The organism is Rhodopseudomonas infernalis, from assembly GCF_022271405.1.
Lineage (GTDB): Bacteria > Pseudomonadota > Alphaproteobacteria > Rhizobiales > Xanthobacteraceae > Rhodopseudomonas > Rhodopseudomonas infernalis.
The window spans coordinates 57,610-70,119 of record NZ_JAJNAL010000009.1 but is presented as its reverse complement, the minus strand read 5'-3'; the positions used below and the strand labels follow the sequence as shown (position 1 = coordinate 70,119).

The 12,510-nt window shown below is 66.4% G+C and carries 14 protein-coding genes and 1 tRNA gene; 2 read left to right on the top strand and 13 right to left on the bottom strand.

Annotated features, from left to right (window positions below):
• Positions 1-48: 48 nt before the first annotated feature.
• Positions 49-375: a DUF167 domain-containing protein gene (locus LPW26_RS08585; RefSeq protein WP_238734254.1), complete on the bottom strand. Its 327-nt coding sequence runs from the start codon at positions 373-375 to the stop codon at positions 49-51.
• Between the two features lie 28 nt (positions 376-403).
• A complete protein-coding gene (locus LPW26_RS08580; RefSeq protein WP_054163027.1) occupies positions 404-694 on the bottom strand; it encodes a YggT family protein in 291 nt (96 codons plus the stop codon).
• Positions 695-896: 202 nt separating this feature from the next.
• Between LPW26_RS08580 and LPW26_RS08575 the strand changes: the two genes are divergently transcribed.
• Positions 897-972 (top strand) — tRNA-Ala (locus tag LPW26_RS08575).
• A 266-nt stretch (positions 973-1,238) separates the two neighbouring features.
• On the opposite strand, the gene LPW26_RS08570 is transcribed toward LPW26_RS08575, so the two are convergent.
• From LPW26_RS08570 to LPW26_RS08540, 7 genes are all read right to left on the bottom strand, one after another.
• On the bottom strand, positions 1,239-2,051 hold the full coding sequence (locus LPW26_RS08570) for an enoyl-CoA hydratase (protein ID WP_238734252.1): 813 nt from the start codon (positions 2,049-2,051) through the stop codon (positions 1,239-1,241).
• A 70-nt stretch (positions 2,052-2,121) separates the two neighbouring features.
• Entirely contained in the window at positions 2,122-2,622 is a 501-nt protein-coding gene (locus LPW26_RS08565) for a nuclear transport factor 2 family protein (RefSeq protein ID WP_238734250.1), read from the bottom strand.
• 141 nt (positions 2,623-2,763) lie between these two features.
• A complete protein-coding gene (locus LPW26_RS08560; RefSeq protein WP_238734249.1) occupies positions 2,764-3,543 on the bottom strand; it encodes an SDR family NAD(P)-dependent oxidoreductase in 780 nt (259 codons plus the stop codon).
• A gap of 194 nt (positions 3,544-3,737) precedes the next feature.
• Positions 3,738-4,217: a tellurite resistance TerB family protein gene (locus LPW26_RS08555; protein ID WP_238734381.1), complete on the bottom strand. Its 480-nt coding sequence runs from the start codon at positions 4,215-4,217 to the stop codon at positions 3,738-3,740.
• A 119-nt stretch (positions 4,218-4,336) separates the two neighbouring features.
• Complete coding sequence (locus LPW26_RS08550; protein WP_238734248.1) at positions 4,337-5,746, bottom strand: adenylate/guanylate cyclase domain-containing protein; 1,410 nt, start codon at positions 5,744-5,746, stop codon at positions 4,337-4,339.
• Between the two features lie 50 nt (positions 5,747-5,796).
• The gene (locus tag LPW26_RS08545) at positions 5,797-7,176 is read right to left on the bottom strand and encodes a cytochrome P450 (protein ID WP_238734247.1); all 1,380 of its coding nucleotides are present in this window, start codon (positions 7,174-7,176) and stop codon (positions 5,797-5,799) included.
• 82 nt (positions 7,177-7,258) lie between these two features.
• Positions 7,259-8,632, bottom strand: a complete 1,374-nt coding sequence (locus LPW26_RS08540) for a hydrolase (protein WP_238734246.1) — start codon at positions 8,630-8,632, stop codon at positions 7,259-7,261.
• 151 nt (positions 8,633-8,783) lie between these two features.
• On the opposite strand from LPW26_RS08540, the gene LPW26_RS08535 reads away from it, so the two are divergent.
• Positions 8,784-10,472, top strand: coding sequence for an MFS transporter (locus tag LPW26_RS08535; RefSeq protein ID WP_238734244.1), 1,689 nt, complete (start codon positions 8,784-8,786; stop codon positions 10,470-10,472).
• 5 nt (positions 10,473-10,477) lie between these two features.
• On the opposite strand, the gene LPW26_RS08530 is transcribed toward LPW26_RS08535, so the two are convergent.
• The 4 genes from LPW26_RS08530 to LPW26_RS08515 form a co-directional block, all read right to left on the bottom strand.
• Positions 10,478-10,696: a hypothetical protein gene (locus LPW26_RS08530; RefSeq protein WP_238734242.1), complete on the bottom strand. Its 219-nt coding sequence runs from the start codon at positions 10,694-10,696 to the stop codon at positions 10,478-10,480.
• Between the two features lie 90 nt (positions 10,697-10,786).
• The gene (locus LPW26_RS08525; protein WP_238734240.1) at positions 10,787-11,128 is read right to left on the bottom strand and encodes a phasin family protein; all 342 of its coding nucleotides are present in this window, start codon (positions 11,126-11,128) and stop codon (positions 10,787-10,789) included.
• A 191-nt stretch (positions 11,129-11,319) separates the two neighbouring features.
• Positions 11,320-11,724 (bottom strand): hypothetical protein, encoded by a 405-nt coding sequence (locus LPW26_RS08520; protein ID WP_238734238.1) that lies wholly within the window; start codon positions 11,722-11,724, stop codon positions 11,320-11,322.
• A gap of 80 nt (positions 11,725-11,804) precedes the next feature.
• Positions 11,805-12,149 (bottom strand): hypothetical protein, encoded by a 345-nt coding sequence (locus tag LPW26_RS08515; protein WP_238734237.1) that lies wholly within the window; start codon positions 12,147-12,149, stop codon positions 11,805-11,807.
• Between the last annotated feature and the right edge of the window lie 361 nt (positions 12,150-12,510).

The window sequence follows — 12,510 nt, the reverse complement described above, 5'->3', positions numbered from 1 at the left end:
TGGAGAGGCGGTCGGATACGTCGTCGCCCTCGCGGGCCTCCCTGATCGTCAGCCGGCGGACTTGGCGGCCGTCAGGCTGCGCAACGCGTCGCCGAGTTTCTTCGGATCGCCGTCGATCGCGATCTGCTTCTGCCGCGAAGTCGCCCCCGACAGCAACCGGACGTCGCGCTTCGGCACACCGAGCGATTTCGCCAGCAGTTCGAGCACCGCCCGGTTGGCCTCGCCGCCGTCTGCGATCGCCCGGACCCGGACCTTCACCACGCAGCGGCCGTCCGCCAGCGTCTCCAGCCCGTCGATGTCGTCCCGGCCACCCCGCGGCGTGACCCGTACCGCCACGGCGACACCCTGAGCAGAATACCGCCAAGCCTCGGCCATGGACACTCCGGGGCTGTGCGTCAGTGGCTCAGAACACCGCTGGGTAGATGTAATAGGTGATCACCCGCTGCAGGAACATGATGATCAGGATCAGGATGATCGGCGAGATGTCGAGGCCGCCCAGCGACGGCAGCAGATTGCGAATCGGCGCCAGCAGCGGCTCGGTGATCCGGTAGAGGAATTCGGACACCGCCGAGACGAACTGGTTGCGGGTGTTCACGACATTGAAGGCGATCAACCAGGACAGGATCGCCGAGGCGATCAGCAGCCAGATGTACAGATCCAGAATGATGAGGATGATATCGAGAATGGCGCGCATGACGGGAAAAAGCTCGCGGGTTCGAACGCGGGACGGCTGTGCCGTAAATATCGGTTCGGCCCGGCCCAAACAAGGGAACTCAAAGCAATAAAGCCCGATGACAATGACGTGTCGGAAGCCGCCGCCACGTCCTTGACTTGGCGTTGGTGGCCACTGTAAATGGCGGCGTTCGCTGATCGGTGCTTCGCGCACCGACCGCGGAGGGGCCATAGCTCAGCTGGGAGAGCGCGTCGTTCGCAATGACGAGGTCGGCGGTTCGATCCCGCCTGGCTCCACCAGCCTTCGCTGGCTTTGCCAGCTTCGGCTCGGCAAGCCTGCCCATCGTGGCGAAGGCTGCCGCGGCGTAGCCCGAAGGGCGAAGACGAGCCGCTGATTTAGCCGGCCCCGCGCAGCAACAATCCCAGCACCGACGTTTTCCGATCCGTTTGGACTCACGCACAATCCTTCGTCATGGCCGGGCTCGTCCCGGCCATCCACGCCTTTGCTGAGGGGAACCGCTGGAAGGCGTGGATGCCCGGCACGAGGCCGGGCATGACGGGCGTGGTCACGCGCTTCGAAACTGCGGTGGGCGTTTTTCGACGAAGCTGGCGACGCCTTCCTTGAAGTCTTCGCTGGCGAGCGAGACGGTCATTTCGCGATTCGCCTCGATGGTGGCTTCGGCCAGCGTCTGGAACGGCACTTCGTAGAGCTGGCGCTTGATCACCCGCATCGAAGCCGGCGAAACGTTGTCGGCGAGGTCGCGCGCATACGCATAGGTCTGTTCGCGCAGCTGATCGGCCGGATACAGCCGGTTGACCAGCCCGATCCGCAGCGCCTCATCGGCCGAGACGCGGCGCGCCGACAGCAACAGATCGAGTGCGTTGGCATGGCCGACGATCCGCGGCAGCATCCAGGAAATGCCGTGCTCGGCGATCAGTCCGCGCCGCGCAAAGGCGGTGGTGAACACGGCGGTGTCGACCGCAAAGCGGACGTCGCAATACAGCGCGTGCACCAGGCCGATGCCGGCGGTGGCGCCGTTCAGCATGCCGATGATCGGCTTGCCGATCGCCGGATAGAACGCGTAGCGGGTCTGCCAGTCGGGCCGGCGGTTCATGTCGAACGCCGGCAGCGCCGAGGCGCGGCGGATATCGGCGGGATCGATCTTTTGCAGCACCTCCATGTCGGCGCCGGCGCAGAAGCCGCGACCCGCGCCGGTGAGCACGATCACCCGCACCTCTGGATCCGCCGCCGCGGTCTCCATCGCCTCGCGGACCTCGCGCTCCATCACCGGGGTCCAGGCGTTCATCCGGTCCGGCCGGTTCAGCGTGATGGTGGCGATCCGGTCGGCGACCTCATACAGGATGTGCTCGGTGCTCATCGGCGTGTCTTCCCTTCTTGCTCTTGTTGCGCCCTTGAGACGGGCCGTCTTGATGAAACCGTGTGGCTGATCAGCCGCGGCGTGAGCCCTTCGGGCGCGCCAGATAGGCTTGCGTCTCCGGGCGCTCCTGCAGCCAGCCGCTCCAGCGCCGAAACACCTTGGCCATCCGCTCCGGCGCGACGCCGAGCTGCTGCATCGCCACGCCGCCATTGACCGACTCGCGGTACTCGGCGATCAGCCCGTCCCGCAGCACGAAGCGGCTCATGCCGTCGATCACCACGCGCTGGCCTTTGAATTCCGGGACCGTGGAGGTGAAGCTGGACAGCGACCAGGCATAGCCCTGCGTGCCGTCGCAGACCGGATCGAACATCTCCCAGCGATAATCGGCGGCGTCGCGATGAAACAGCCCCTGCATCATGTGGGCGATGTCGGCGCGGCCGGTGTGCGGGCCGTAGATGTAGTCGTGATACACCGCGTCTTCGGTGAAATGCGCCGCGAACCGGCCGCCGTCGCCGGATTCGGCCGAGCGTGTGAACGCTTCCAACAGCCGCGCGAAATCCTCGCTGGTCATATCGCCTCCCCTGCCGGCACACCAAACGCAGATCAGCGTCGAAGCATGCGAGCTGACGCGCCGATCATGCTCCGCCGGCGCTTGACCGCGACTCTAGCAATCGCCGCGGGGGAAGGGGAAGGCGTTCGAGCCGGTGCGACGTCAGCGCCGCCGCAGCTGCAGTCCGCTGACGGCCGCGGCGACGAAGCCGCGCGGGAAGAAACGCAGCAGGAACGGCACGGCCTTGACGCCGAGCCCCGGAATCACCAGCCGCTTGTTGTTCATCAGGCCGCGATAGGCCTGCCGCGCGACCTCGGCGGGATGCACGTTGAGCACCATCGAGTCGAAGCCGGGTTCGAAGCCGGCACGGAGCTGGAATTCGGTCGGCACCGGGCCGGGACACAGCGCGGTGACGCGCACGCCCTTCTTGCCGAGCTCCTGATGCAGGGCTTCGCTCAGCGACAGCACATAGGCCTTGGACGCATAGTACACGGCCATGCCGGGGCCCGGCAGGAAGCCGGCGATCGACGCGACGTTGAGGATACCGCCACGCAGCGCCGAAATGCTGCCCGCAAACCGCAGCGACAGATCGGTGAGCGCCCGAATATTGACGTCGATGATGCCGAGCTGGTCCTCGCGGTCCATCTCGACGGCGTGGCCGAACAGTCCGTAGCCGGCATTGTTGACCAGATACTCCACCTCGACGCCTGCCGCGGCCAGGCTGGCCACGATGGCGTCGACGCTGTCGGGCTTGGCGAGGTCGGAGGCGATGATGATCGGCTCCGCCCCACCCTTGGCTCTGATTTCGGCTGCCAGCGCTTCCAGCCGGTCGGCCCGGCGCGCCACCAGGACAACCCGATGCGAGTTGGCGGCGAAGATCCGCGCCAATTCAGCACCGATACCGGCCGATGCCCCCGTAATCAAAGTCACGCGTTCAGTCACGATTCAGACTCATCAATGGAGGCCCGGTGAGGCCGGATCATTACTAGGCCTTAGGCAAGATGGAAGCAGCGTGCAAGACTGTTCGCTGGCGGACATGCCGCTTCAGTGAGCAGGACGCAAAAAAAGCCGGCGCAATCCGGCGCCGGCTCTGTCGAACATGACAATTCGGTAATAAGTAGCGGCCGGCCGTCGGCTTAGTTCGCCGGGTCGGTTTCGACCTGCTGCGCCGCCACCTGGCGCTTGAGGTTGATGCGATCGCGCGCCGAGACGGCGAGGAGATCGGCGGCCCGCCACACCACGTTCTCCTCGAACTCGGTGACGTTGCCATCGGCGAACACCAGCTCCCACATCATCTCGATGATGCGCAGCCGGCCTTCCTCGTTGACCGAACGCATGATCACACTGGTGAAGTGGTACAGATCGACGGCCTCGCCTTCGACCAACATCGCGTCCTCGATCAGCCGGCTCGCGGTGGCGGCGTCGAGACCGAACCGGGCTTCGAGCAGCGAATGCAACTTGCGGCGTTCGACCTCGGAAGGTTCGCCGTCGAGCGAAATCACGTGAATCAGCAACGCGGTAGCGGCGAGCCGATAGCCGCCATCGTCGAAATTCAATTCGTCGGGCGCACTCGGCGCAACCACGTCGGAGATGAATTGGCGTAGTTTTTCCAGCATCGGTGCGGGGCTTTCGGAAAGGCGGGAGCTCACGCTCGTTCTATACGTGGAAACGTAACGTCGGCAATCCAAGCCGGTTCCCCTGCGCCGAATGACACTTTGTCAACGTCGCCAATGCGTTAAGGAATCTCATAGACCAGCACCTTGTCGGCGATGCCGCGTAGCGCGGCGTGCTTCTCGATCGGTGCGATCGCCTGCTCGTCCAGGATCTTGGTCACCGCGGGCGTGGCGATCACCGCGCCGGTGAGATGGATCGCCTGCGTGGTGGCAAGGCCAAGCACGCGCGCGGCGATGTTGACGGTCTGGCCGAAGTAATCCTGCCGGTCGTTGAGCATCACCGCGAGGCACGGCCCTTCGTGGATGCCAATTTTGACCACCAGATCCTTGGTGCCGCGTTCCTGGTTGAGCGCGTCCATCGCCTTGCGCATCCGCAGCGACGCGGCGAGCGCGTGCTCCGGGCGATTGAACGTCGCCATCACGGCGTCGCCGATGGTCTTCACCACCGCGCCCTTCTCGGCCGCGATGATCTCCAGCAGCGCGCGGAAATGCGCCCGCACCAGATCGAACGCCGCGAGGTCGCCGACCCGCTGATACAACGCCGTCGAGCCCTTCAGGTCGGTGAACAGGAAGGTCAGCGAGGTGATCTTCAGCCGCTGATCGGCGGTGAGGTTATCGGCCTTGAACACGTCGCGGAAGGTCTGGTTGGTCAACATCCGTTTGGCGGTGAGGATCGGCTTGCGCTTGCCGAGCAGCGTATGCAGCGCGTCGGCCGCAACCCACACGGCCGGCAGCACGCGCGTCTCGGCGTTGTTGATCAGCGTCAGCCGTACGGGCCCCGGCTGCAACGACAGCGTCGGCGTCAGCGCATGGCTGCGGTCGTAGTTGAGCGCCACCGACCTCACCTCGTCGGTGCGCTCCCCCGCCACGTCGATGAACTGCGCCGCGTGCGTCACCGGCTCGAACACGATGATGAATTCGGCCGGCAGATCGAGTGACAGTTCGGCGGTTGCGCCGGGTGCGATCTCCACCGCAGCCAGCGTGTCCTGATCCGACAGCCGCGCCAGCACCTGTTCGTCGATCTCGATGCCGGAGCTCCAATACATCTGCCGTGTGTAGTCCCACATCGACAGATTGCCGGGATCGTGCGCGCCGATCCGGCGCACCGAGGGATGCACCGTGAAGGCGGCTTCGACCTGATCGTCGAGCGAGGCCTCGTACCCCTTGGCGCACAGCGCGCAGATATATTCCTCGTGGCGTAGCGCCTTGAGCGACGGATGGCTGTCGAGCACGCCGCTGCAGCCCGGGCACAGCACGTTCCAGCTCATGTCGAACAGCCCGAGCTGAGCCGCATGCAGGAAGCCGGAGATCACTTTCTCCTCGTCCAGCCCGGTACGGCTGGCGAATTCCAGCAGGTTGATGCGATTGAGGTCGTGATCCTGGCCGTCGGCGATCAGTTGGGCGATCGCATCGACGACGCGGGCGTCGGTGGTTTGGCGAAGCACGGCGTAGAGCGGGCGAACGTCGGTCATGGGCCTCATCTAGGTGGCGTCCGGCCCGCGGCCAAATGACGCCTGCTTGATCAACGGCGGGTGAGCCTGAATGCCGGCGAGCGGTCCGGCTGGGTGGTGACCACGCCGATCGGCATCACCGGCGCGCGGTCGATCAGTTCGACCCGGAAAGCAGACACGATCCGGGCCAGCGCCAGCGTCGCTTCGACCAGTGCGAAATGGGCCCCGATGCACACCCGCGGCCCGACGCCGAACGGCAGATAGGCAAAGCGGTCCGGCGGCGTCGCGCCGGGCAGGAAGCGCGACGGCATGAAGGCGTTCGGATTGTCCCACAGCTTCTCGTGTCGGTGCAGCAGCCAGGGCGCGATCAGGATCACGTCGTGCTTGCGGATCGGCTCGCCCGCAACACTGTCCGGCCCGGCGGCGGCGCGGGCGATCAGGAAGGCCGGCGGATACAGCCGCAGCGTTTCGTCCAGCACCGCGCGGGTGAAGGGGAGTTTGTCGAGCGCGTCGGTTTGGCCGGTGGCGCGGGCTTCGTCGGCGACGTCGTTCTGCGTCTCCGGATCGAGCGCCAGCAGATACAACGCCCAGAACAGCGCCGTCGCGGTGGTCTCGTGGCCGGCCAGGATCATGGTGGCGACCTGATCGCCGAGCTGATCGTCCGAAAAGGCTTCGCCGGTTTCCGGATCACGCGCCGCGACCATCAGGTCGAACAGATCACGCGGCGGCGCGCCTTCGGATTTGCCGGCGGCGCGGCGGGCCGCGATCAGTTCGCCGACAAACTTCGTCCACCGCCGCCGGAAGAACGCGCGCGAAATGTCCTGCGGGCTCGGCCAGCCGAGCGGCAGCAGCAGATCGAGGAAACGCGGGCTGGCGAGCTTCATGCCGTATTCGATGACGAAGTCGCGCAGCCGCTGGCCGTGCTGCCCCATCTCGAACGAGAACATCGTGCGCCCGGCGATCTCCAGCGCCAACCGCTGCATCGCTTCGCGCAGATCGACCGGCGTGCCGATGCTGTGCTCGAATTCGGTGACGATCTCCTCGGTCGCGGAGATCATATGCGGCACCAGCGTGCCGACCGCGCGCGGCGTGAATGCCGGCGCCAGCGTGCGGCGCTGATGCTTCCAGGCGCGACCTTCGGCGAGCAGCAGGCCCTGACCGAGGATCGGCCGCAGCACGCGGATGCCCGCCGCGGTGCGCGTGTAGTTCTCGTAATTGTCGATCAGCACGTGCCGGATGTCGTCCGGCCTGTTGAGGATGTAGCTGGCGTGATTGAAGAAGCGCCCCTTGATGACGTCGTCTTCGTAGGCGCGCTGGCCCCAGCTGGCGATCGCATTGTGGCGGATCGCGGCGAGCCGGCCGAGCGCGCCCATTCCCTCCGGCGCACGCGGCAGCGTCGGCGGCACCAGCGGCGCGCGCTCGGACAACTCATAAGCCTCGGCAATACTCACGTCGCGCTCCTGGCGTTCGGTTCCGCTCCCACACGAAGGTAGGGTGCAATCCGGGCGCCGGAAAGGCCGGCAGCCCCGCAGCTCAGAACGTCAGTTCCGCCACCGTGATGCGGTTTTCCCCCAGCGGCCACGCCCGCGCCACGATCCGCTCTTCGTTGAACAGACCGGCCACCGCACGGCCGACCTCGGCGGCCGGGATGGCGACGGTGGTCATCGCGTCGATCGGCACGCCGGGTTTGATATCGGCCGGCTGCTGGCCGTCGAGCAGCACGATATCGCGCGGCAGGCCGAAGTAACCGCGCGGCCGCGACAGCATCACCACGGCGCCGATGCCCGCAGCCGGCGGCTTCGCCGGTTTGGCGGCGCGCAGATGCACGACGTTGGACGAACGCGGGAACGGCGAGCGATAGATGTGGGTGGTGAGTTCGCCGGGTTGGCTCACGACGAACTCCAGCGGCCACGGCGGCTGGGTGTCGACCGGCCCCCAGCGTCCGTCCGGCCCGCTACGGCCCTCATACAGAGCGGCACCGATCCGCTCGCCGCTGTCCGGCGCGACGCGATAGACCTCGACCCGGGCTCCCTCGACGGGCCGGTTGGTCGGGACGCCGCCCGGCGTCGCGGTGACCAGCCCGCTGAGCTGCACGGTCGCTTCAGGTGTGATCGCAATCACATCCGGCTCGCGGCCGGCGATGAACTTGTAGATCTCGCGGAAGGCGCGCGGATGAAACGCGACCTCGCGATGATCGAGCGCGCCGAGCACCAGATTGGTGGCGCCGCGCAGCTCGGGCCCCTCGGCGGTGACGCCGGTCGGGGTGCCCGGCTTGCCGACGAACCGGCCGTCGGACTGGGCGTATTTGTCCTGACCGTCGCTGCGCAGGGTCAGGAAGGCGACGCCCTCGGTGACCTCGCTGTCGCCCTCATTCAGCCCGCGCAGGAACGGCCCCTTGCCGTTGAACTCGTTGCCGAGCCCGGCATCCGAGGCATAGACGCCGTGGTTGGGGGTGCCGCACAGCACCGCGTGGCTGACGTCGCCGTCGCCGCCGGCCTTGATGTAGCTGCGCACAGCGTTGCCGCCGCGCGAGCTGGCCACCAACGCCACCTTGGCGGCGCCGGTGCGCTGCTTGAGTTCCGCGATGGCGGCGCCGAGTTCGCGGCGCTGATCCTCGGTCGAGGACCGGTTGACCTGAGCGACGCCGTCGTCGTTGCGGGCCAGCGGATCGGTGAAGTCGAGCGCCGCCAGCCGCGCGCGCGGGATACCGTTGGATTCCATCCGCCAGATCTGGGTGACCCACAGCGCCGCGTGATCGCCGTTGCCATGGACGAACAGGATCGGCGGGATAGCCGCGCCGGCGTTGGGCGCAGCCGCGGTCTGCGCCAGCGCGCGCAGCGGTGCGGCGCTTAGCAGCAGGGGCACCGCGCCTAGCGACTTCAAAATGCTGCGTCTGGTCGTCGGCAAGGCGTCCTCCACGAATTTTTACGAAGCGTAGCAGGCGCTTGGCTTCGTTCAAGCGGCCGTTTGGTACTGGACAGGCGCGGAGGTTCGCAGGCATCACTGCACCAATTTCCCGCCGGCCCCGGCGAGGATAACGTCCGAAGGGAAGGCTTTGATGACGGCCAGATCGAAGCGAGGCGCATTTTCTGCCGGCGGCGTTGCGGCGCCGCTGCGCTATGCGCTGTTCCGGCGGATCTGGCTGGCGAGCCTGCTGTCGAACCTCGGCCTGATGATCAACGGCGTCGGCGCCGCCTGGGCGATGACCCAGATGACGTCCTCGGCCGACAAAGTCGCGCTGGTGCAGACCGCGCTGATGCTGCCGATCATGCTGGTGGCGATGCCGGCCGGCGCGATCGCCGACATGTACGATCGCCGCCGCGTCGCGCTGGTGTCGCTGACGCTCGGCCTCTCCGGCGCCGTTGCTCTCTCCGTCCTGGCGCATCTGCGCCTGGTGACGCCGGAGATCCTGCTCGGCTTCTGCTTCATCATCGGCATGGGCATGGCGCTGTTCGGGCCGGCTTGGCAGGCCTCGGTGTCCGAACAGGTGCCGCCCGACGCGCTGCCGGCCGCGGTGGCGCTGAACGGCATCAGCTACAACATCGCCCGCAGCTTCGGCCCGGCGGTCGGCGGCATCATCGTCGCCGCCGCTGGCGCGGTGGCGGCGTTTGCGGCGAACGCGTTGCTGTATCTGCCGCTGCTGGTGGTGCTGTTCCTGTGGCGGCGCGTCAGCGAGCCGCCGCGATTGCCGCCGGAGCGGATGAACCGCGCGATCGTCTCCGGGGTGCGCTACATCGCCAACTCGCCCTCGATCAGGATCGTGCTGGCCCGGACGCTGGTCACCGGCATCGCCGGCTCCTCGGTGCTGGCGCTGATGCCGCTGGTGGTCCGCGACGTCCTCAAGAGCGGCGCCGAAACCTACGGCATCCTGCTCGGCGCGTTCGGCGTCGGCGCGGTGATCGGCGCCCTCAATGTCGGCTCCGCGCGCGAGCGGCTCGGCAGCGAAGGCGCGATCCGCGGCTGTGCGCTGGTGATGGGCGTGGCGCTGGGGGCGATCGCGCTGAGCCACTCGGCGCTGCTCACCGCTGCGGCGCTGGTAATTGCGGGCGCAGTGTGGATGCTGGCAATCGCGCTGTTCAATATCGGCGTGCAGCTGTCGGCGCCGCGCTGGGTGGCGGGGCGCTCGCTGGCGGCGTTCCAGGCCTCGATCGCCGGCGGCGTCGCGATCGGCAGCTGGTTGTGGGGCCATGTCGCCGATCTCGCCGGCGTCGAGACCTCGATGCTGATCTCGGCCGCCACGATGCTGGTGTCGACGTTGCTCGGCCTGTTCCTGCGGATGCCGTCGGTCGGCACCCAGATCGCCGATGCGGATCTGTTGGCCGATCCGGAGGTCAAGCTGGCGGTGACGCCGCGCAGCGGGCCGGTGGTGATCGAGATCGAGTACCGGATCTCCGCCGAGGACGCGCGCTCGTTCTACGGCGTGATGCAGCAGGTGCAGCTCAGCCGGCAGCGCAACGGTGCCTATGACTGGTCGATCGCGCGCGACATCGGCGATCCGGAGCTGTGGACCGAGCGCTATCACTGCCCGACATGGTTGGACTATCTGCGGCAGCGCAATCGGTCGACCCAGGACGACCGGGCCCTGCACCAGCGCGCGATCGCATTTCACCGCGGGCCGGACGAGATCCGTATCCGCCGGATGCTGGAGCGCCCGTTCGGCTCGGTGAGGTGGAAAGAGGAATCGCCTGATCGCGCAACCGCGACCGAAGTCCTGCCGGTTGCCGGCGTCAGCGGCGGCTCGACCTGAGCGGCTTACTGGCCGTGATCGGCCAGTACCTTGGCGCAGGTCTTGCTGAGCCGGGAGCGGTTCTTCTGCAGGCACCCCAGAATGACGCCGTCGCCCTGATCCATCACGGCGCGGCAGAAGCGGGAGACGTCCCGGCCGCAGCCGGGATCGGGCCGCCCCGACTGCGCCTGCGCGGCGGAGGCAAGCAGCAGCAGCGAAATCACCGAAGCAACGACTTTCAACATGAGGCCTATCCAAGCTTTCAACGACGCGCGAAGCGTTGAGCAAGTCGCACGTCGCGAGTTGGTTCCGCTTGCCTGCGGGTCAGCGCGCGGCTAGCCGTCGCGCGGAACGATCACGGTCGGCTTGGTCATCTCGACCACGTCCTTGGCCTGATCGGTCAGCACACGGAACTGGGTCTGCAAGAACTCGGTCTGGATCCGGACGACGTCCTGAAAATCCTTGGCATGCAGCAATTGCTGCGAGAAGTCGAAGGTCGCCTGGACGTTGCGATCGACATAGCCCTTCAGCGTGGTGGCCTGGCTGCTATTGCCGATCGGCGTCACCGACAGGCTCTTTTCGATGAACTGCAGATAGTTGTTCATCGCGCCGCGCGCCTGTTCGAGGTTCTTCGACATCATGTTCAGAATGACATCGGACGAATTGTTGTCTGCCATCGCAATATCCTCCAGATCCGGGCGCCTTGCTTATTGATGTTCAAATCGCCCGCGCCGTCCAGCGGCAGCGGAGACGATTTGACGAAATGGCTAATTACCAATCGGACGACGATGCGGCGCGCCAACCGACGCTGCCGCACCCTTCTGCTCGCGTCGCCCCTCGGCCACGCGCGCCCTCGGCGCGACCAACGTCAGTTGAAGCGCGCCCGGTCGAGCTGATCGGTCGTCTTCTGGGCGCGGTAGATCTCGCTCACGTACCAGGCCAGCAGGATCAGCGTGGCGATCCGCACCACCGAGACCGGCAGCATCAGGCTGAAGGCGACGATCAGCAGTGCCACGGCGGCGGCCTTCAGCACCTTCAGGCGGTCGTCGAAGATCGGCAGGAACCAGACCTTGTTTTCTTCCGCCCAGAACGGCGGCTTGACGCGATGCAAGCCGTAGCGCGCCCAGGTATCCTTGAAGCCGAGCTCATAGGCCCACACCAGATACAGCGTGACCCAGAACGACAGGAAAGCGACGACGACAGACATCGGCCCGGCGGCGAAGCCGATCACGATCAGCACTGCGAGCGCGAGTGCGACGAACCATTTTTGCATCGGTTTGACCCTTGATACTGCAAGGGCTCCGCCGCCGGACATTCAGCTGCGCAGCCCTCGTTGAAACGTGCCGGCGGCGCTTATTTGCGGGCGCAGGACACCACGATGGCAGTCGAAGACGGTCCGCAGCTTGCCGTGATCTGCCCGTTCTCCACCAGAAGACTTTCGCTGAACTTCGCCCCGGTCGAGCCGATACAGATCGCCGAGATCAGTGCCTCGTCGGCCTCGCAAGTGGTCGGACAACCGTTCGCCGAGCACGACGACGATGTCACGGTGCGGAACGCGGGCGGCGGCGGCGGCGCCACCGGCGTCGCCGCGACGGCAGGCTCGATCAGGACAGCCCGCGGGCCGCCGACGCGGTCACTGACCGCGAGTGCAGCAACGAGGGCGACGGAGCCGAGTAGGATCATCGTCGAGGAGCGCATACTACCTCCATACCAATTTGGTTTGCACGATACCGGTCTTACTGAAGCATCGTAGCAACACAGAGGAAATTCAACAGGGACAAGTTTAGTCAGACTAAATGCCGGACGAGTGAAGACGGTTCGCAGCGCGTGAAGATTTCACGATGAGCAGCTGCTGCGCCGCGCCATCGATTGCTGAGCAGGCGCGATACCGACGCCTATCGGGCTGGAGACGCGGCGGTTTCTCGCAATGCGGGATGCATGCGAAATGCTCGGCGATCGCCGGTGGGAGCCACGGAGATCGGCGGGACGACATGAACCTTCGCGTCTGCTGATCGATTAGTTCGCCGCAATTCGTCCGGGATCTTCCGGACAACGCGCC

Coding starts and splice junctions, on each gene's coding strand:
- LPW26_RS08585 (WP_238734254.1), bottom strand. CDS start 375: ATGGCCGAGGCTTGGCGGTATTCTGCTCAGGGTGTCGCCGTGGCGGTA.
- LPW26_RS08580 (WP_054163027.1), bottom strand. CDS start 694: ATGCGCGCCATTCTCGATATCATCCTCATCATTCTGGATCTGTACATC.
- LPW26_RS08570 (WP_238734252.1), bottom strand. CDS start 2,051: ATGAGCACCGAGCACATCCTGTATGAGGTCGCCGACCGGATCGCCACC.
- LPW26_RS08565 (WP_238734250.1), bottom strand. CDS start 2,622: ATGACCAGCGAGGATTTCGCGCGGCTGTTGGAAGCGTTCACACGCTCG.
- LPW26_RS08555 (WP_238734381.1), bottom strand. CDS start 4,217: ATGCTGGAAAAACTACGCCAATTCATCTCCGACGTGGTTGCGCCGAGT.
- LPW26_RS08550 (WP_238734248.1), bottom strand. CDS start 5,746: ATGACCGACGTTCGCCCGCTCTACGCCGTGCTTCGCCAAACCACCGAC.
- LPW26_RS08535 (WP_238734244.1), top strand. CDS start 8,784: ATGACGGCCAGATCGAAGCGAGGCGCATTTTCTGCCGGCGGCGTTGCG.
- LPW26_RS08530 (WP_238734242.1), bottom strand. CDS start 10,696: ATGTTGAAAGTCGTTGCTTCGGTGATTTCGCTGCTGCTGCTTGCCTCC.
- LPW26_RS08525 (WP_238734240.1), bottom strand. CDS start 11,128: ATGGCAGACAACAATTCGTCCGATGTCATTCTGAACATGATGTCGAAG.
- LPW26_RS08520 (WP_238734238.1), bottom strand. CDS start 11,724: ATGCAAAAATGGTTCGTCGCACTCGCGCTCGCAGTGCTGATCGTGATC.
- LPW26_RS08515 (WP_238734237.1), bottom strand. CDS start 12,149: ATGCGCTCCTCGACGATGATCCTACTCGGCTCCGTCGCCCTCGTTGCT.